The sequence below is a fragment of the Kocuria sp. KH4 genome, assembly GCF_053711175.1.
In genome coordinates, this window is sequence record NZ_JBSJYX010000026.1 from 1 (window position 1) to 18,434 (window position 18,434).

At 70.2% G+C, this 18,434-nt stretch carries 19 protein-coding genes and 1 riboswitch; of the genes, 7 read left to right on the top strand and 12 right to left on the bottom strand.

Going from position 1 to position 18,434, the window contains the following annotated elements:
- Nucleotides 1-82 precede the first annotated feature (82 nt).
- The 4 genes from ACWCOM_RS15720 to ACWCOM_RS15735 form a co-directional block, all read right to left on the bottom strand.
- Nucleotides 83-493, bottom strand: a complete 411-nt coding sequence (locus ACWCOM_RS15720; protein ID WP_454549690.1) for an excalibur calcium-binding domain-containing protein — start codon at nt 491-493, stop codon at nt 83-85.
- A gap of 253 nt (nt 494-746) precedes the next feature.
- Nucleotides 747-2,162 (bottom strand): chromate efflux transporter, encoded by a 1,416-nt coding sequence (gene chrA, locus ACWCOM_RS15725; protein WP_454549691.1) that lies wholly within the window; start codon nt 2,160-2,162, stop codon nt 747-749.
- A 91-nt stretch (nt 2,163-2,253) separates the two neighbouring features.
- Nucleotides 2,254-3,171 carry a sulfite exporter TauE/SafE family protein gene (locus tag ACWCOM_RS15730; protein ID WP_454549692.1) on the bottom strand — a complete coding sequence of 306 codons (918 nt, stop codon included), beginning with the start codon at nt 3,169-3,171 and terminating at the stop codon, nt 2,254-2,256.
- A gap of 347 nt (nt 3,172-3,518) precedes the next feature.
- Nucleotides 3,519-4,826: a glycoside hydrolase family 26 protein gene (locus ACWCOM_RS15735; RefSeq protein WP_454549693.1), complete on the bottom strand. Its 1,308-nt coding sequence runs from the start codon at nt 4,824-4,826 to the stop codon at nt 3,519-3,521.
- 325 nt (nt 4,827-5,151) lie between these two features.
- Between ACWCOM_RS15735 and ACWCOM_RS15740 the strand changes: the two genes are divergently transcribed.
- The 4 genes from ACWCOM_RS15740 (at nt 5,152) to ACWCOM_RS15755 (ending at nt 10,692) form a co-directional block, all read left to right on the top strand.
- Nucleotides 5,152-6,744, top strand: coding sequence for a Mur ligase family protein (locus ACWCOM_RS15740; RefSeq protein ID WP_454549694.1), 1,593 nt, complete (start codon nt 5,152-5,154; stop codon nt 6,742-6,744).
- Between the two features lie 1,046 nt (nt 6,745-7,790).
- Nucleotides 7,791-9,095 carry a cation:proton antiporter gene (locus ACWCOM_RS15745; protein ID WP_454549695.1) on the top strand — a complete coding sequence of 435 codons (1,305 nt, stop codon included), beginning with the start codon at nt 7,791-7,793 and terminating at the stop codon, nt 9,093-9,095.
- 313 nt (nt 9,096-9,408) lie between these two features.
- Nucleotides 9,409-10,203, top strand: coding sequence for an ANTAR domain-containing protein (locus ACWCOM_RS15750; RefSeq protein ID WP_454549696.1), 795 nt, complete (start codon nt 9,409-9,411; stop codon nt 10,201-10,203).
- 273 nt (nt 10,204-10,476) lie between these two features.
- A complete protein-coding gene (locus tag ACWCOM_RS15755; protein WP_454549697.1) occupies nt 10,477-10,692 on the top strand; it encodes a hypothetical protein in 216 nt (71 codons plus the stop codon).
- A 273-nt stretch (nt 10,693-10,965) separates the two neighbouring features.
- Here the strand turns inward: ACWCOM_RS15755 and ACWCOM_RS15760 are convergent, their stop codons facing one another.
- Nucleotides 10,966-11,370: a hypothetical protein gene (locus tag ACWCOM_RS15760; protein ID WP_454549698.1), complete on the bottom strand. Its 405-nt coding sequence runs from the start codon at nt 11,368-11,370 to the stop codon at nt 10,966-10,968.
- A gap of 300 nt (nt 11,371-11,670) precedes the next feature.
- Between ACWCOM_RS15760 and ACWCOM_RS15765 the strand changes: the two genes are divergently transcribed.
- Both ACWCOM_RS15765 and ACWCOM_RS15770 read left to right on the top strand, forming a co-directional pair.
- On the top strand, nt 11,671-11,814 hold the full coding sequence (locus tag ACWCOM_RS15765; protein WP_454549699.1) for a hypothetical protein: 144 nt from the start codon (nt 11,671-11,673) through the stop codon (nt 11,812-11,814).
- 115 nt (nt 11,815-11,929) lie between these two features.
- The gene (locus ACWCOM_RS15770) at nt 11,930-12,295 is read left to right on the top strand and encodes an antibiotic biosynthesis monooxygenase family protein (RefSeq protein ID WP_454549700.1); all 366 of its coding nucleotides are present in this window, start codon (nt 11,930-11,932) and stop codon (nt 12,293-12,295) included.
- Between the two features lie 218 nt (nt 12,296-12,513).
- Here the strand turns inward: ACWCOM_RS15770 and ACWCOM_RS15775 are convergent, their stop codons facing one another.
- The 4 genes from ACWCOM_RS15775 to ACWCOM_RS15790 all read right to left on the bottom strand — a co-directional run bounded on the left by ACWCOM_RS15775 (nt 12,514) and on the right by ACWCOM_RS15790 (nt 15,832).
- Complete coding sequence (locus tag ACWCOM_RS15775; RefSeq protein WP_454549701.1) at nt 12,514-13,557, bottom strand: methionine synthase; 1,044 nt, start codon at nt 13,555-13,557, stop codon at nt 12,514-12,516.
- Nucleotides 13,554-14,573 (bottom strand): DUF1852 domain-containing protein, encoded by a 1,020-nt coding sequence (locus tag ACWCOM_RS15780; RefSeq protein ID WP_454549702.1) that lies wholly within the window; start codon nt 14,571-14,573, stop codon nt 13,554-13,556. The genes ACWCOM_RS15775 and ACWCOM_RS15780 overlap by 4 nt, the downstream gene beginning before the upstream one ends.
- A gap of 101 nt (nt 14,574-14,674) precedes the next feature.
- Nucleotides 14,675-14,938 (bottom strand): hypothetical protein, encoded by a 264-nt coding sequence (locus ACWCOM_RS15785; RefSeq protein WP_454549703.1) that lies wholly within the window; start codon nt 14,936-14,938, stop codon nt 14,675-14,677.
- 5 nt (nt 14,939-14,943) lie between these two features.
- Nucleotides 14,944-15,056: riboswitch (SAM riboswitch) on the bottom strand.
- Between the two features lie 482 nt (nt 15,057-15,538).
- On the bottom strand, nt 15,539-15,832 hold the full coding sequence (locus tag ACWCOM_RS15790) for a hypothetical protein (RefSeq protein ID WP_454549704.1): 294 nt from the start codon (nt 15,830-15,832) through the stop codon (nt 15,539-15,541).
- A 190-nt stretch (nt 15,833-16,022) separates the two neighbouring features.
- Here ACWCOM_RS15790 and ACWCOM_RS15795 point away from each other — a divergent pair, with 190 nt between their 5' ends.
- On the top strand, nt 16,023-16,145 hold the full coding sequence (locus ACWCOM_RS15795) for a DUF4193 family protein (protein WP_454549705.1): 123 nt from the start codon (nt 16,023-16,025) through the stop codon (nt 16,143-16,145).
- 339 nt (nt 16,146-16,484) lie between these two features.
- Here the strand turns inward: ACWCOM_RS15795 and ACWCOM_RS15800 are convergent, their stop codons facing one another.
- From ACWCOM_RS15800 to ACWCOM_RS15810, 3 genes are all read right to left on the bottom strand, one after another.
- A complete protein-coding gene (locus tag ACWCOM_RS15800; RefSeq protein ID WP_454549706.1) occupies nt 16,485-17,048 on the bottom strand; it encodes a hypothetical protein in 564 nt (187 codons plus the stop codon).
- Nucleotides 17,045-17,428, bottom strand: a complete 384-nt coding sequence (locus ACWCOM_RS15805) for a hypothetical protein (protein WP_454549707.1) — start codon at nt 17,426-17,428, stop codon at nt 17,045-17,047. The genes ACWCOM_RS15800 and ACWCOM_RS15805 overlap by 4 nt, the downstream gene beginning before the upstream one ends.
- A gap of 133 nt (nt 17,429-17,561) precedes the next feature.
- Nucleotides 17,562-18,290, bottom strand: a complete 729-nt coding sequence (locus ACWCOM_RS15810) for a GAF and ANTAR domain-containing protein (RefSeq protein ID WP_454549708.1) — start codon at nt 18,288-18,290, stop codon at nt 17,562-17,564.
- Nucleotides 18,291-18,434 lie beyond the last annotated feature (144 nt).

The following is an 18,434-nucleotide window of genomic DNA, read 5'->3' on the forward strand; positions in this document are numbered from 1 at the left end:
GGGGCCGGGGCCCCGCGCCGTGGTCGTTCCCCTCCGGCTCCCTGCTCGGGGCCAGGACGGGGGCCGTGCCGCCGGGGGTGGGTCAGGGGCGCACGCTGCGGCGGCGAGCGCACAGCACGCCACCGGCGGCGGCACCGAGTCCGGCCAGGCCGAGGGCGGCGACGCCGGTGCCGGACTCCTCCGGGGCGGTGGACACCCCGGTGTCCGCGCCGCCGACGGGCATCTGCTCGATCTGCGGGTCGGTGGGGACGTCACCGACCGGCGGCAGCGGGACGTAGGCGTAGTCGGGGTTCTCGCAGGCGGTCCCGTCGGCGTCGGAGTCCAGCTGCGGCGTGTAGCGGGGGTCCCCGGCCGGGATGTTGTAGACGCCCGCGGCCGCGGCGGCGTCACAGCTCTCGAACAGCGGGAACGACAGGGCGGAGGCCGGGGCTGTGGTCAGCGCGGAAAATCCGACCGCAGCGATCAGGGCGGCGCCGGCAGCACTTCTTCTCATGGGTCTCTCGACTTTCGTGAGCAGCGATGGGGTTCGCACCGTACCCATGAATTGGCTCACAGTCGCGAAGGCAAGGGCAAAAATGCCTTTGTGACGAGGCGGTATGCCGCGGGAGCGCCCGCAGCGGTGCCGGATCGTCCTCGGCGCGGACTGCCTTGCGGCCGCGCCGTGGGATGCCGACAGGGCGGCTCGTCCCCCGGACCGGTGACAGCACCGTACGGCGCGGAGGTCCGTCGCAAGAGCGCGTCGGCTGTCAGAGGAGGATCCCGGCCAGTCCGATGACCAGACCGGTGGCGGCGCACACCCCGAGGGTGCGCAGCACCGACCACTTGAGCCGGAAGACCGTCACCATCGCCGCGAGGGTGATGACCACGGCCACCGGCTGCAGACTGCCCGCGTCGGGGACCTCGAGGTGGATCGGCCCCCAGGTCAGGGGTGTGGTGGTGGCGAAGAGGGTGTGGACGGCGAAGTAGACGGCCAGGTCGGCGATCACCCCCACCACCGCGGCGGTGATCCCGGTCAGGGCGGCCGAGAGGGACCGGTTGCCGCGCAGGCGTTCCACGTAGGGCGCGCCGAGGAAGATGAACAGGAAGCAGGGCACGAACGTGACCCAGGTCGTCAGCAGCGACGCCAGCACGGCCGCGACCCAGGGGTCCAGGGTGCCGGGGTCGCGGAAGGCGCCGAGGAAGGCCACGAACTGCACGACCATGATCAGCGGCCCGGGGGTGGTCTCGGCCAGGGCCAGGCCGCGCACCATCTCCCCGGGCCCCAGCCACCCGTAGGTCGCCACGGCCTGCTGGGCCACGTAGGCCAGCACCGCGTAGGCCCCGCCGAAGGTGACCAGGGCGGTGCCGGAGAAGAACAGGCCCTGCTGGGTGAACACGCTCTCCGGGCCCGTCAGCAGGGCGGCGAGGCCGACCGGGGCGAGCCACAGCGGGATCCCCGCCCCCAGCACGAGGGCGGCCCGGCGGGCGGAGGGGCGGGTCCGGTGCAGGGCGTCGTCGGAGATCACCGGTGCCGGGCCGTCGGCGGTGTCCTCCTTCGCCGGAGCGGCCATGACGGCCGGGCGCACCCGGCCGATCCCCCAGCCGACGGCCGCGGCGGCGGCCACGACCACGGGGAAGGGAACGTCGAGGACGGCAAGGGCCAGGAACGACGCCACGGCCAGGGCCACCAGGGCGGGGTGGTGCAGGGCGCGCCGGGCGACCTTGCGCACGGCCTGGGCGACGATGGCCAGCACTGCCGGGGCCAGCCCCGCGAACAGCGCGATGACGACGGCGGTCTCCCCGAAGGCCGCATAGATCGCCGAGAGGAGCAGCAGGGCCACGACCCCGGGCAGGACGAACAGGGTCCCGGCGATGAGTCCGCCGCGGGTGCCGTTGAGCAGCCAGCCGATGTAGATTGCCAGTTGCTGCGCCTCGGGCCCGGGCAGCAGGGTGCAGTAGGACAGGGCGTGCAGGAAGCGGCGTTCCCCGATCCAGCGGTGCTCGTCCACCAGGGATCGTTGCATGACCGCGATCTGCCCGGCCGGGCCGCCAAAGGTCTGCAGCGAGATCGTGAACCACACCCGGGTGGCCTCCCGCAGCGGGACCAGGTCGTGGACCCGCCCCGCGGCGACTGACCTGTGCTCGGCGGCGGGTCGACGGCTGGGTGGCGGCGTCGCGGTCATGGGGCGGTCCTTCCACTGCGCAGGAACGACGGAGGTGGTCGGGGACCGCCTCGATGTTCGAGGCGGTCCCCGGGACGGCATCCGGCCGGGCTCAGCCTCGCACGGAGCTGATCGCGCGCTCCTCGATGCGCTCCTGGACGCGGGTGCGGATCTCCCGCCGCACGGCCCAGACGATGAGCGCGACCCAGGCCGCGAGCAGTGCCCAGAGGAGGACGGCGCCCGTGGTGGACCCGAGCAGGGCCTGTACGGTGTCGGTGTTGACGAGGGTGCGGGTGTTGGTGAGGATGATCAGCCCGCCGGCGGCCACGGCGAGCACACGCGGGGCGAGATGGCGCACCAGCCAGGCGGCGATCGGGGCGGCCACCACGCCGCCGGCCAGCAGCGCGAGCACCCAGGCGAAGTCGATGCCGGCGGCCCCCAGCCCGGTGAGGAAACCGAGGGAGGCGCCCAGGGCCACGACGAACTCGGAGGTGTCGATGGAGCCGACGACCTTGCGGGGGGCGATCTTGCCCGAGGCCAGCAGGGTCGGGGTCCCCACCGGCCCCCATCCGCCGCCGCCGATGGCGTCCAGGACCCCCGCCACGACGGCCAGCGGAACGAGCAGGCGCTTGCGGAGGGTGCCCGTGAACACCGGCCGGGAGGTGGGCAGGCGCAGGAACCGGTAGAGGACGTAGATGCCCAGTCCCAGCAGGAGGGTCGAGACGATCGGCTTGGCCGCGTCCCCGTCGAGGCTCACCAGGACGTGGGCGCCGACGAACGCGGCGATCCCGCCGGGCACGGCCATGATCCCGACCACCCGCCAGTCGACGTTGCCGAACTTCCAGTGCGCGGCCCCCGAGACCAGCGTGGTGCCGACCTCGGACAGGTGCACGACGGCCGAGGCGGAGGCCGGGGCGATGCCGGCCAGCAGCAGCAGGGACGTGGAGGTCACCCCGTAGGCCATGCCCAGGGAGCCGTCGACCAGTTGGGCGAAGAAGCCGATCACGGCCAGGACGATGAGAGCACGCATGCGCAACCTTCCAGAGGAACAGAGTGGACGTCCGACCCCGCGGTCAGCCACCAGAGGAAACGCCCGGAGTCACGGCACCGAGCTGAGGGCGACGCTAGACGTTTCCTGCGGCCAGAGGTAGGCCCGGAGTAACCGGATGTCACTTGTCAAACTGTTACGCCTCCCGCCCGTAGAGTGCCCACACCGTGCGCGCACCCGCCGTCGGAGCCCTGGACGCCGGGCCGCAGCACGGCAAGCGGTGCAGAAGACGGAATCCCACGGAGACGTCCGGTCACGGAGAAGGCCGCCGCCCCGGCAGGGGCGACGGCCTTCAGCGCAGAACCGGCACGGAACAAGCCGGGTCAGGGTCAGGGGCAGGGACGCTTGGCCAGCTCGTTGGCCAGGGCGGTGGCGGAGGTGGTGGTGGAGTTGATCCGCCAGTCGGTCTCCTTGTTGTAGTGGAACCACACCAGACCGGTCACACCGGGTTCACGGGCCAGGTAGTACACCAGGTCGGCGTTCCACTTCGCCTTGGAGCCGCCGGCCTCAGCACTGGCGGTCTCGGCGACGATGATCTCCTTGCCCGGCGCGATTCGCCGCATCTCGGACAGACCCCAGCCGAAGAGCTCCCACGGGTGCTGCCAGGAGGACCAGGACTGGGAGGTGCCCCAGTTGTAGCCGTCCAGGGCGACGGTGTCGACGTAGGCGTCGCCCGGGTAGAGCCCGTCCAGGGGCGTGGAGCCCCAGTAGGGCACGTTGGGGTTCCACACCCACTCCACGTTGGACGCCCCGGCCTTGGTGAAGATGTCGTGAACGTGGCGCCAGGCCGCGACGTAGTCCCCGGTCCCGTTGCCGTTGACCCCTTCGGACCACGGGTACCAGTTGCCGTTCATCTCGTGCCCGAAGCGCAGCATCACCGGGTTGCCCCAGCTGGCCAGCCGCTTCGCCCAGTCGGTGATGTAGGCGTCGTGGTCCCCGGCGGCGATCCGGTCCAGGGAGTAGGCCGGCTGGTTCAGCCCCCCACCCCAGACCCACGGCTCCCAGGTCAGCAGGGTGGTGGCCCCGGCCGAACGGGCCTGCTCGAGCTCCCAGTACGGCACCGGCTGCTTGAAGTCCTTGTAGGCCAGGATCATCGCCGGCTTCTCCCCGGTCAGCGACGCCACCTCGGCCAGCTCGGACGAGGCTCCTGAGCCGCCGGGGGTCCCGACGCCGAAGCGCATCGGGCAGGTGCGCACCGCCGGGGAGGTGGTGGTCGACGCCGTGGTGGCCGTCGCGGTGGCCGTGGTGGTCAGAGCGGCCGTCGAGACGGTGAAGGCCGAGGCCGGCGCGGTGGGGCGGGAGGCGGTGGTGAGACCCACCGATGCGGTTCCCTCGGTGGGGGTGAGGGAGTCCTCGGAGTGCAGGTGCGCGGAGGGTGGCACGGGCGAGTCCGCCGAGGCCTGGGGAACCGGCAGGAAGGCGCTCTTCCTGGCCTGACCGCCGGCCTTGGCCGACACGGACTGCGCCGTCGGTCCGGTGGCAGACAAGACCGTGGCGGAAGAGTCCGTGGCCGAGGACGCCGTGGTGGAGGGCGCCGGGGTCGGCGCGGCCTGCGGGGCGGCGTCGGTGGCCGGGGCCAGGGTCAGCGCCGCCACCGCGGCGAGGGCCGCCAGGGACAGCAGAGGGGTACGAGACATGGATGTTCTCCTTGCCCGGGGGCATGCAGGCACGCACGACCGCCGGAGCGTCAAAAGGGGGGAGGGGGAGGGAACGCTCAGCCGTTCCGTTCCCTATTGTGAACTATCTCGGGGGTGCAGGGAAGTCTCGCCGCTGCGCGGGACGCCACACATCGTCGGAGCGATTGACCGCGCTACCGAGGGACACCGGGAACGACTCCCCGAGATTCCCCACGGGCAGGCCTGAGCAGATTCATACGTGTGCTGATGTTTTCTGCGGCGAGGATATGCTGACCGGGTGAGTCTTCCTGCGCGTGCACCGAGTGAGCGGCCCTCGCCCCGGCCGGTGCCCCTCGCCGGCCTGGCACACGCTGTCGGTGGGGTGCTCCTGGACGGCGCCGATGCGGAGGACGTCCTGGTGCACCGGATCGTGGAGGATCACCGCGAGGTGGGCCCGGGTGACCTCTTCGTCGCCCGACAGGGTGGACGCGGACACGGCGTGCAGCACGCCGCGGCCGCCGTGGAGGCCGGTGCGGTGGCGGTGCTCACCGACCGCGGTGGAGCGCAGATGCTGGGGCATTCGCTCGGGGTTCCGGTCATGGTTCTCCCGAACCCGCAGGCCGCGCTGGGCCCGGTGGCCGCCCGGCTCCAGGGCGACCCGGCCGCGGACCTGACGATGCTGGGGGTCACCGGCACCAACGGGAAGACCACCACCGCCTACCTCCTCGAGGCCGCCCTGGCCCGGCTGGGCCGGCGCCCCGGACTGTTGAGCACCCCGGAGACGGTGGTGGGCCAGCAGCGTCGGCGCAGCGGGGTCACCACCCCCACCGCCCCGCGGCTGCAGGAACTGCTGTCGCGAATGCGCCGAGCGGGCAACGACGCCTGTGTCATGGAGGTCAGCAGCCACGGCCTGGACCAGTACCGGGTGGACGGCATCCGCTACGACGTCGTCGCCTTCACCAACCTCTCCCACGAGCACCTGGACTACCACGCGGACATGGCCTCCTACTTCACGGCCAAGGCCCGCCTGTTCACCCCCGAGCTCGCCGCCCGGGCGGTGGTCGTGGTCGACGACGAGCACGGCCGCGCCCTCCACGCCCTGGCCGGCGCCCGCGGGATGCCCGTGGTGAGCGTGGCCAATGATCTCGGGGTGGACGCGCAGTGGCACATCCTCGGCCGACCGGGTGAGGACGCGTTCCTCCTCCGCGGCCCGACCGAGAGCTTCCGGCTGCGGACGCCGCTGCCCGGGGAGCACAACCGGACCAACACCGCGGTGGCCGCACTGATGCTGCTCGAGCTCGGCATGGCCTCCGCGGAGGTGGCGTCCGCGCTGGACGGGCCGGTGAGCGTACCGGGGCGCATGGAGCACGTCGACCTCGGACCGGGGTGGCCGACCGTCGTCGTCGACTTCGCCCACACCCCGGACGCGATGCTCACCTCCGCGGCCGCCCTGCGCATCCGCACGCCGGGTCGTCTCGTGGTGACGGCCAGCTCCGGCGGGGACCGCGACCCCACGAAACGGGAGCCCACGGGAACGGCCGCGGTGGAGTCCGGCGCCGACGTGATCCTGGTGACCGACGACAACCCCCGATCGGAGGATCCGGCTGGCATCCGGGCCGCGGTGCTGCGCGGCGTCCGGCAGGCCGTGGCGGCACGACGGTCGGCCGGACTGCCCGTCCCGGAGATCCACGAACTGCCCTCGCGGCGGGACGCCATCCGGTTCGCCCTCGGGGCGGCGGGTCCGGACGGCACGGTGGCGCTCTACGGCAAAGGACACGAACAGTGGATGGAGATCGGCCCGCGGGGAAGCCGCGTGCCCTTCAGCGACCACGACGTGGTCCTCGACGCCGCCACCGCAATGACACAGCAAGAACAACGGCCGGGAGCTCCTCCACCCGCTCTCGACCATCCGTGGTCCGGCTGCCGGCAGCGAGGGTGACAAGCCGGCCGGCACCGGCCAGGCGGCGTCGACACCGGGGCGACCGTGCCGCTCGGCGCGGTCGCCGCCCCTGGACGCACTCGTAGCCCGGACAGCAACCGGCCCGAAGGCCTCAGCGCAGACGCCGACGCCAGCACTGACCCCAGCATCGACCCGCTGCCTCGTTGGCCGAGGTTCGGGACCCGGCCCGCACCAACCGGAGGCCACCCCCTCACCGGGTCATATGCAAAGCGGGCGGGACCGAGTTCTCTGACCCCGGAGGATGCCACCGTGCCGGCGCGATGACGGTGCAGCGGCGTGACCCTGCACCACACCGCCTCCCCTGTCCACGGCCAGGAAGTCCGCCATCATCAGGATGAAGTCGTCGAGGAAGTCCTCCAGGTGCGGGCTGCCCAGCAGCAAGTCCTGCATCCGGTCCACCCTGGACGCCGACGGAGGGGATTGGGTCATCGCGAAGCACCCCGGATCACGGGCAGGATCCAGCGCGCGGCTGCACCCCACCTGGAGGACGCCACCCCGGCGCCGAGGCAGAAGAACATCCACCCACCTCACGACCGCTAGCCCTCCAACAGGAGCACCCCGTTCCGCACGGGACCCACCATCCATCCCTGACCGGCTGCCGTGATGCCGCCCGCCTCGGGCGCCGCCTGCCGGGCGGCCGGCTACTTGACCACCCGACAGACAGCCCGCTGATCATTTCATCGGAAGCCTCAGCCTCGGGGCAATCCCCTGTGCGGGTCCGTACACCAGCCCTGCGTAAACCGGATGGCATGCCGCTGCCTCAGGGGGCACCTCGACCGTGACTGACAGTTGACTGATCGAATCATCAGCCTGCCTAATAGGTTCTCGTACTTCCGGGGTGTCCGTCAGGAGAAGGTCCCGTCCGAAGTGGATTCACTGCGTTTCCCCGACAGGGTCTCCTTCATCGGAGAGTGGCCCCTGCGGGTGCGCGTGCGAACGATGAGTTCCTCGATCCGGGGAGCACGGTTGCGGCCACAGGAGTCGCCCCAGGTGCAGCGCTGCCTCGCTGCGGGAACGAGGTTGAGGTGTTCGAAGCACCGAGTTTGATTTTCGCTGCCGCGGGTCTGGCGGTGTTCGCCGCCGCGCTGCTTCCCCGGTTGTTGATGCGCGCTCCGGTGTCGATGCCCATGGTGTTCCTCGGAGCCGGGGTGGTGATCTTCTCCATGGCCGAGGGCCTGCCGAGTCCGGACCCGGTGGCCCACGGCGAGATCACCCTGCATCTGAGCGAGATCTGCGTGATCGTCTCTCTGATGGGTGCGGGCCTGGCCCTGGACCGTCCTCTGGGGTTCCGCCGCTGGGCCACCACCTGGCGACTGCTGGGCATCGCGATGCCGCTGTGCCTGCTCGCGGTGACCCTGTTGGGGTTGTCGGTGCTGGGGCTGAGTCTGGCCGCCGCCCTGCTCGTGGCCGCCGCCCTGGCCCCCACCGACCCGGTCCTGGCCTCCGAGGTCCAGGTCGCCGCCCCCTCGGAGGCCCAGGAGGATCTCGACGGGGAGGACGAGGTCCGCTTCGGCCTCACCTCCGAGGCCGGGCTCAACGACGGGCTGGCCTTCCCGTTCGTCTACCTCGCTATCGCCCTCAGCGTGGTGGGGACCGCCCCGGCGGCATGGTTGCCGCACTTCACCGCCGTGGACGTGGCCTGGCGGATCGTGATCGGCTGCCTCGCCGGGTTCGCGGTGGGCAAGCTGCTGGGCCAGATCTTCTTCCGGTCCCCGATCCACAGCATCCGCATGGCCTCCCACTCGGAGGGTTTCGTCGCCCTGGCCGCGACCTTCCTCACCTACGGGATCACCGAGATGATCGAAGGCTATGGGTTCATCGCCGTGTTCGTGTGCGCGGTGACCATCCGGGCCGGTGAGCGGACCCACGGCTTCCACGGGGTGCTGCACAGCTACATCGAGCAGCTCGAGCGCCTGCTCACGGTGGTGGTGCTCGTACTGCTGGGCGGGGCCGTCGCCCGGGGCCTGCTCGCCGGCCTGACCTGGACCGAGGTCCTGGTGGCTGCGGCGTTCCTGCTCCTCATCCGCCCACTGGCCGGTTGGGTCGGTCTGGCCGGGGGCCGCACCGGCCCGTGGGATCGCGCCGTGATAGCCTTCTTCGGCGTGCGCGGGATCGGCTCCGTCTACTACCTGGCCTACGCCTTGTCCAAGGGCGAGTTCGCCGCAGAGGACCAGGCACTGTGGCGGATCGTGGGACTGGTCATCGTCGCCTCCATCGTGATCCACGGGATCACCGCTGGGCCCGTCATCACGTTCATCGACCACGCCCGGCAGCGCAAGGCCGTGCGTGAGACCGGAAGCAAGGCAGCCGCACCGCACACGCCCCTCTGACGCGCCCAGGGGGCGCCTCAGGTGAAGCGCAGTCCGCCGCCCACCAGCCATGCACGGATCCGTTGGCGGTCACGGTGCACCGTGCCGCCCCGAGGAGCGTTCGTGCCTATCGTGCGCCGGGGTGCGTTCGGGGCATCTGGCCTGAGCGTGTGGTCCGGTGGTGGCGGTGACCGTGCCCGATACCGCGGGCAGCAGGACGGATGGTGAGCCGTCTGGCCGTTCTGCTTCAGCGGGCGGCTCGCTCCTCTACTCTGATGTTCTTCCGTTCTGCCTCCACGGCGTCGATGCCGGCGCCTGTCGAAAGGTGTTCCGCGTGACCGATCCCTCCTCGGTGGCCCACCGCCCGATTCCCTCTTTCCCGTCGGTGTCCACCCGGCTGCGCCTGCACGAGGTGCTGGCCGAGAGCGAGGACCTGCGGGAGTTCTTGGAGGAGTTCACCCAGGTGATGGCCGCGCACCTGACCGGAGAGCGCACGCCGGTGTGGTGCGCGGTGACCCTGCTGCGCGACGGGCGGGTGGGCACCGTGGCCAGCTCCAACGCCCGGGCCGAGGTGCTCGACGAGATCCAGTACGACTACGGCGACGGGCCGTGTCTGACCGCGGCCCGCCAGCAGCTGCTCGTCCACGCCCCGGACCTGGCACAGGGCCCCTGGCCGGACTACGGGCAGGCCGCCGCCGCCCAAGGAGTGCACTCGGCGGTGGCGGTTCCCTTCGATCTGCCCGGTCCGGACAAAGCGGCGTTGAACGTCTACGCCGGCACCGTGCATGCTTTCGACGAGGACGCGATCGCGGCGATCACCCAGGAGGTCGTCGCCGCCTCCACCGCCCTGCGCCTGGCGCTGCGGTTGGCCAAGCACCGGGACACCGAGTCCGACCTGAGCGCGGCGATGGGCTCGCGCACCACCATCGACGTGGCGGTGGGCATCCTCATCGCCCAGCAGCACTGCACCCAGTCCGAGGCGTTCGAGCTGCTGGCCGCATCCGCGGCCCGGCGCGGGATCAAGGTCCGGGAGCTGGCGGTCGAGCTCGTGGCCTCCAGCACCGGCCAACCCGCCACCACCCACTTCAACGCCCCCGAGGCGCCGTGGGCGCACCAGCGCCCCGACTGACAGCGCAGGTGCGCGGTGTTGGTGCGCCCGGGGCCGGAGGCTATGCTTTGACCTGGTCAAGTAGCCGACCGATCCCTTGGTCATGCTCAGCGAAAGACTTCTCCCTATGCCTTCGCGCTTTCCCCCGTTGCCTGCCGGCACCCTGCCTGCCGGGTTCCTCGGCCGCCACCGCCGTGCCGGATCCGTCCACCAGCCTGTCTCTCACACGGCGCCGGCGGTGACCGGATGAGCGGGCCCGCCGGAACCGGGCCCACCCCCGCTGCCGCGCCGGAAATGACCACCCTCGAGCGAGCCATCCGGCTGGGCCCGGACGATGCGTTCCCCGAGGAGCTGCTGGACCTGTCCCTGGAGCACCTGCAGATCCTGCACAGCCGCATCTGCCGGCAGCTGGAACTGGAGTACCTCACCGACCCTGCCGGAGGGCACCCGGTCACGCTGGACCGGGCGCACGAGCTGCAGATCGAGTTCACCTCCCGCCTGCTGCGCTGAACCCCGCCCCAACCCCGGTCCCGGCGGACAAGACCGACACGCACCGGAGTTCTACCGGCCGTGGTCGGGTTCGGGTGAGCGGGACGACCCCGGTCATGACACAGGCCGGCAGACTCCCGCGGAGATCTGCCGGCTTCGGCCAAAGACTGTGCCCCTTGTCGGCACACGCCTCAGAAGGAGACCGGGGTGGCCCCGCTGCAAGACATGGCCCATCGCGCCCAGTGCGCGAAAGCTGGGCGCATCTCGTCCCGAGAGGTGATCAGAGCGCACATGCTAGGCGGCCACCACGGGCCCGGGACCCAATGGCTGGGGAGTGGGGGTGGCCAGCAGGTCGGCGCCGCCCAGGTGCACCGGACGGTATTGGTTCACCCAGGTGCGCAGCGCGTGGGGGTCGCCACCGATGGCCACCACCACCCGGGCCTCAGCCAGGGCCTCGGCGCGTTCGATCGTGGCGGCATCGGGGGTGTAGGCAATCAGCACCCGGTCGAAGTGCCGGGCCTGTTCGGCCTGGGCGATGGTGCCCATCCGCACCCCCCGGGTCTTGAGCCGTCCCAGCTGTTCGATGATCGGCACCTGAGAGGGGTCCGGGACCACGATGGCCAAGGAAGCCCAGGTGAGCTCAGCGCTGTGACTGAAGACCCAGGTGGCGGCGTGGAACACCGCCACTCCCGCGGCCATGGGGGCGGCCGTGTAGGCCCGTGGATTGACAAACGAGTCCTAGAGATCCGCCGACACCGCTCCCCTTTTCACCAGCTATTGCGCTCACGCCACCCGGAACGCATTACTAAGCATACTGTCTAATACTGGAACTAGCGACACAGCCAAGCGCCGGGGCGGTGGCGATCCGCGACGTCACCGCCGGCGCCGCGGGGTTTCGATATCGACGCCGACGGGCGCCCCAGCCCGGCCATCCGCCTGGCCCTCAAGGTCGACGACGCTCCAAAGACCACCGGACGCCTGCAGGATGCCGGCGGAGAGGTGCTCGCCACCCCGGTGCGCGCCCCGTGGCAGTCGCTGAACTCCCGGCTGGCCGCCCCGGCCGGGCTGCAGATCACCCTCTTCCAGGAACTGCTCCCCGCCCAGGAACGCACCACCCGACCCGGGTTCGACACCGGACACTGACCTCGGAAGGCGAGCAGCCACCTCACCGGCCCCACCGCAACCCGTCGAGGCGGCAAGAACCACAGGCCTGGTACACGCTCCACCGTCACCGGCCGGCGGCCCTGATACTGGGAGCATGACCCCTGAGCGGCCCCCCTACACCGCGGTGATCTTCACCAGCCAACGATCCACGCCCGCCCCCGGGGACGGGTACGACGCCACCGCTGAGCACATGGAGGAGCTGGCCCGCCGACAACCCGGGTTCCTGTCGATGGAGAGCGCCCGCAACGCCGAGGGGTTCGGCATCACCGTGTCCTACTGGCAGACCGCCCAGCACGCCCGAGCCTGGAAACAGGTCACCGAACACCTGCAGGCCCAGCACCGAGGAGCCCGCGACTGGTACACGGACTACACCGTGCGCGTCGCCACGGTCGAACGACACTACGGCAACGCAGCTCACGAGCTCACGAGCTCACGGGCCAGCAACCCACCATCGGCCTAACCCAGAGCCGCGGCGGTGACCGCACCCAGCAGCAGCACATCGGCCCCGGGCAGCTGCCCAAGCCATCCGAGGACATCGAGGCGAGGACGATCGCCGCCCCGCCCCGATCCCGGTGATCACCCCAAACGCGCGGGCGGGGCGCTCACGGGTGCGCAGCACGGCCACCACCGCCGTGGCGGCCGGCAGCAGGGCGATCACCACCGCACCATGGCGGGTCGTCAGGTCGAGGGGGTCGCTCCGGAGAGTTCCGCTCGGACGATCTGGGCACCCGCAGCGAGAGCGGTCATTTTGTCCCGCGCAACCTGTCGAGCCAGTGGCGCCATGCCGCAGTTGGTGCTCGGATACAGCTTGCCCGCATCGACGAACCGGAGCACCTGCCGGAGGGTGCCGGCCACTTCCTCCGGGGTTTCGATCGCGTCGCTGGCGACGTCGATGGCCCCGACCATCACCTTCTTACCTCGGAGCAGCTCGATGAGCTCGACCGGGACGCGGGAGTTGTGGCGTTCCAGGGAGACCATGTCGATCGTCGACTGCTGGAGCAGCGGGAATGACATCTCGTACTGGCGCCACTCCGACCCGAGCGTCGCCTTCCACTCGGTATTGGCCTTGATGCCGTAGCCGTAGCAGATATGCACGGCCGTTGTGCTGCGCAGTCCCTCAGCCGCTCGCTCCAGTGCGGCCACGCCCCACTCTTTGAGGTCGTCGAAGAACACGTTGAAGGCAGGCTCGTCGAACTGGATGATGTCGACGCCCGCCGCCTCCAGCTCTTTGGCCTCCTGGTTGAGGATCTTCGCGAACTCCCAGGCGAGCTTTTCGCGGCTCCTGTAGTGCTTGTCGTAGAGGGTGTCGATCATGGTCATCGGACCGGGAAGCGTCCACTTGATGGGCCGGCTGGTCCGCGCGCGGAGGGCCTTCGCGTCGTCGAGGAAAACCGACCGCTCACGGCCCACCGCGCCGACGACCGTCGGGACGCTCGCGTCGTAGCGGTCACGGATCCGCACCGTTTCCCGGTGTTCGAAGTCGACGCCGCTGAGGTGTTCGATGAACGTGGTGACAAAGTGCTGACGGGTCTGTTCGCCGTCGCTGACGATGTCGATACCCGCCTGGCGCTGCTCGTCCACGGCCAGGCTCAGCGCATCCCGCTTGCCCTCGCGCAGTTCCTCGCCGTCCAGCTTCCAGGGGGACCACAGCGTCTCACCTTCAGCGAGCCAGGAGGGCTTGGGCAGGCTGCCGACGATGGTGGTGGGCAACAGAGTGTTCATCCGTGATCTTCCGTCTCTCGTCCGGAGTGGGCCGCGGCCCACTGCTCCAGGAGGGTCTGGTGTGGCTTCACGAAGTGCTCCTCCGTGAACTTCCCCTGCATGAGGGCCAGCTGACTGCGCTCCTCGCGGTCGTAGGCGATCTGCGTCACCGAGTGGTCTCGGCTCTCCAGGCTCGGCCGGTAGATCCGACCAGCCGCCGCATTGGCGTTGTAGATCTCCGGGCGATAGATCTTCTGGAACGTCTCCATCGTGCTGATGAGACCGATGAGTGCCAGGCTGGAATAGTCGTTGAGGAGATCGCCCCGGAAATAGAACGCCAGGGGCGCGACCGCGCCGCGGGGCATGAAGTAGCGGACCCGCAGTCCCATCTGCTCGAAGTATCGATCCGTCAAGGAGGATTCGTCCTGCCGATACTCGACCCCGAGGATCGGATGGTGGTTCTCGAGCCGACGGTACGTCTTGGTGCTCGAGACGCTGATGCAGATCACGGGCGGCTGAGGGAACCGCTCGCGGTAGGCATCGGAGTCCAGGAAGTGCGTGAAGAGCTTCCCGTGCAATTCGCCGAAGTCATCGGGGATGCTGGACCGGGACACCTTCGCGTGGTGTTCCGGCAGCACCACGCTGAAGTCGTAGTCCCGCAGGTAGGACGAGAAGTTGTTCCCCACGATCCCGTCGATGTGCACATTGGCCAGCGTGTCGAGGATCTGCACGTCGAGGACCTCGATCAGGGGGAATACCGCGTCGTCGCCGTCGGCGGCGACGTGCAGGTCCACGGAGACGATCTCAATCTCCACGGCATAGCGATCCCGGCTGGGATTGTCCCAGTGGGCCAGGTCGTTGAAGCGATTATTGATCATGGTCAGGGTGTTCCGGAGGTTCTGCCGACGGTTCTCGCCGCGGGCCAGGTTCGCGAAGTTCGTGGTGCCCCGGGAACTGGACGACGGGCAGTAGTCCTCATCGAAGCGGGTCGTGCTGATACCGAACGTGAAGTCGTTCGTCCTGGTGGTCTGATGCATCGATTCCTCACTGTGGACCGGGGGCCTGCCTGCCAGGTGCGTACTCATCTCGAACGTCCTTCCCTGCTGCTCGTGCACTGCCCTCCCGAAGGTCGCCTCAGTCATGCTCCTGGCACCCCCGGCGCTGCCCGGACGACGTCGGTCCGGGTCTCCGGGCTGCCGGTTACCCGGGCCGCAGCGGTGACGCGGCGCTGACCGGTCCGCGGCGGGGTGGTGGACCTCCGGCTGTACTCGTGGCCGCCGCGCAGCACGGTGATGCCGTCCTGCACGAAGGTGCTGGTCCGGTCGATCGGCGGCACGACCGCCCCGGTCAGTGGGTCCGGTGCCCGGCCGGCGTGGACCTGTTGGGTGGCGTGGTGATGCATTCGATCCTCCATCGGTCCTGGCGGTAGCACCGTGCCCGCCGGTCCCGATGTCCCGGGGTCGGCTGACTGGTTGCTGCGGCGTCGTCGAGCCAGATCTCTCGGCCGCTCTGGATGGTGTGGTGCGCTCATCCCACTCGATGGACGGCTCTGCAGTCCAACGGACGGTGGGGTCGGTCGTCACAAAAACACACGTGGGGACACATTCGGGCCGGGCGGCCGCGCTCGGCCGCTTCGGCCGACGTCGGGCCGGGTTTGTGACAGGTTGTGACGGCCGGCCGCCCGGCCCTCATCGTGGGCCCAGTGATGTCCTGGCGGAAGACCAGGGTGTCGTCGAGGGCGTTGTGCGCGGAGAAGATGACGCCCGCCTGGGGGTGGCGTCGTCAACGGCGTGGTGAACGGCGTCAACCGGATCCTGGGAGCCGTGCACGGAGCCATCGGCTTCGTCCTCCGGCACCACAGGAGCGCTCTCCCCTGCCCCGCTCGTCGATCGTGGCAACCCGGGGCGTATGACCAGCTTCCACCGCGGCACGGTCCGCCGCTAACGGGCCCTATGTAAGGTGGCTTGCTCGTGGCCGCCGTGGGCTAACCGACTGCGTGCTCTTACCGTGCGCTGGAATACATCCGAGGCGAAGGGGTCGAGGTGATTCCCAGCGATTGCAGCTCGCGCCGGCGTGCCAGCATTTGCGCTTCCGCTTGGCGGGCCCAGAGGCGCGAGCTGCGCTCGAACTTCGACACGACCCCGAGGGTCAGCATGAGCACCCCGGCCATCAGCAGTGCCATCCAGACCGGGTCCAGTGCTTGGTCAGCCCTGATGGACAGCCACAGCCCCGCGAGGACCACCGCGGTCAGGAACGCACCGGCGCGAGTGGTCACCGTGATCAGTGCGCCTGTCATCAATAGCCCCTGCCGCCCCTATGCCGTCCCCGCTCTTTCTGTACCCCATAGTAACTTGATGCATCACTAAACGCTGAAGGACACCACTGCGTCCCTGCACCTTTTGGCAGAGCATGGTTCCTGGCGCGGTGGTGATCCACATCGAGGGCATCGACCTGCCTGGGGCGGCCTCTCGCATGAAGAGCTCAGCGTGGCGGTCATCCTCGAGCGCAGCGACGAGTTCACCTGCCGCATCTGTTTCCTGATCCGTCACCGCCCCCAGCCCGTCCGCACCAGTGCGGGCACCAGCTACTGCAGGGATTGCGCGGGCTGAGTCCCCGCCCGCCGGCGCACGACGCCCGGGTCCCGGCGCACCACGCGCCGGGGCCCGGGCCGTCGGCCGTGTACCCACCGGACGGGGCCAGGGGGAGGTGGGGTTATCGCGGCGGGCCCTCCGGTGCCGGTTCCGTGCGCCCGGGGTGGCGGCACTGGTCGGTGAGGACGAGTCGGCGGTGTCCTAGGCCGACTTCGCGCACCCAGGCCACTGCGAGGCGGGGGACGTGTTCTTCGACCTGGGCGTGGTAGCAGAACGTGTCCTGGTCCCAGATCTCCACGATCCGTCCCGGCGTCAACGCGTGGGCCGGCAGCACGGCGACCGAGGACCCGGGCGCACTCACCATCCCTCGCCCTCACGAGCGTGGCGGTGGGCGTCGAGGGCGTCCAGGAGTTCCTGGTGGCGATCCAGGGTCACCGGGTGCGGGCCTGCCGGGGCTTCCAGGTATTCGTCCTCCAACTGCAGGGACACCCGGGAGTGGAGGACCTGCAGCTCCACCAGCGTCAGCGACCCCAGATCCGCCGGGAACGCCTCGCCCGGACCCAGCCGTGTGCTGCCTTCCAGCACGTCGAGCCCGGGTGCACGCCACGACGCACCCGCCGGATCACTGAGGGCGTCGGTGCGGTGGTGGGCGTCAAGGGCGTCCAGGAGTTCCTGGTGGCGATCCAGGGTCACCGGGTGCGGGCCTGCCGGGGCTTCCAGGTATTCGTCCTCCAGCTGCAGGGACACCCGGGAGTGGAGGACCTGCAGCTCCACCAGCGTCAGCGACCCCAGATCCGCCGGGAACGCCTCGCCCGGACCCAGCCGTGTGCTGCCTTCCAGCACGTCGAGCCCGGGTGCACGCCACGACGCGCCCGCCGGATCACTGAGGGTGTCGGTGTGGGTCTGCCGGTGACCGATCATGCCGCCACCTCCTGGCCGGCACCCACGCCGCGCAGCGACCCCTCGGGAAGCCGGCCACCGTGGTCGCCGACACCATCGACGCTACCCCCGGTTAGAGGCGCCGGCGCAGGCAGCACCAGCCGCACCGCACCCCCTCGACCGGTGCGCCCGGGCTCCTCCAGCGCCTGGCGGAGCAGCCCCACGGCGGAGGCCTCGACCCGGGACAGGGCAGAGAGGTCCACGGTGACCGTGGTGGCTGGGGTGAGGGTGCGTGCGCGGCGGATCACCGCGTGCAGCCCCTGCTGGGACAGTACGGTCAGCGCACCGGCGGTGACCCTGATGGTCACGTGGCGGCCGTCCAGATCGACCTGGACGGCGACAGAGAGCTTGGAGGGTTTCAACGACCTTCTCGCATCCTGAGTACGGGAACAGAAGGGCCGCTACTTGACCAGGGCAATAGCGTAGAGCACCACTGGCGGCGGGGTAAGCGCCGTCAGTGGTGGTCTACGTCACAATGACACAGGTCCCTGGGGGTCAGTAGTTGAAGTGAGGGGTGACCGGTCCGGCGGCGGTGACCATCTGCTCGGCCAGATCGCGCAGCTTCACGTTGCGGTGGTTGGACAATGCGCGCAGGAGCTCCGCGGCCTCCTGCTGGCTGCACTGCTGCTGGTTCATGATCATTCCCACCGCCAGGTCGATGTGCGTGCGCGAGGCCATCGCCGCCTCGAGATCGCTCTGGGTGGTGCGGTGCCGATCCATGCGCACGGCCAGGCGCAGTGCCTTGGAGGTCACCTGCACCTGCCGCTGGATCTCAGTGATCGTGGCCTCGTCGAACCGGTCGGCCCGGTCGGAGTACACGTCCAGGGCCGCGGTGGCCTCCTCCCCCAGCTCGAAGGGCACTCCCACCGCCGAGAGGATGCCCTCAGCGATCGCGGCCTTGGTGTAGTCCCCCCAGCGCGGTTCGGTGCGCATGTCCGCCACGTGCACCAGTCGCTGTTCCCGGGAAGCGGTCAGGCACGGGCCGTCACCGAAGCCGTACTGCAGCTCGTCCACCGCACGGGCACGGGCCCCGGAGGAGGCCACCGTGCCGGCGCGGTTGCGGCGCAGCAGCGTGACCCCGCACCACACCTCTTCCCCGTCCACGGCCAGGAACTGCGCCATCATTTGGGTGAAGTCGTCGAGGAAGTCCTTCAGGTGCGGGCTGCCCAGCAGTAGGTCCTGCATCCGGTCCACCCGGGACGCCGACAGAGGAAGTTGAGTCATCGCGAGGCACTCCGGATCACTGGCAGAATCCAGTGCGCGGCTTCACCCCACCTGGAGGACGCCACCCCGGCGCCGAGGCAGAAGAGTACCAAACCACCCCACCCCGCCCGTCTCGCAGCAGGAGCACCCCGGACCGCCCCGGGC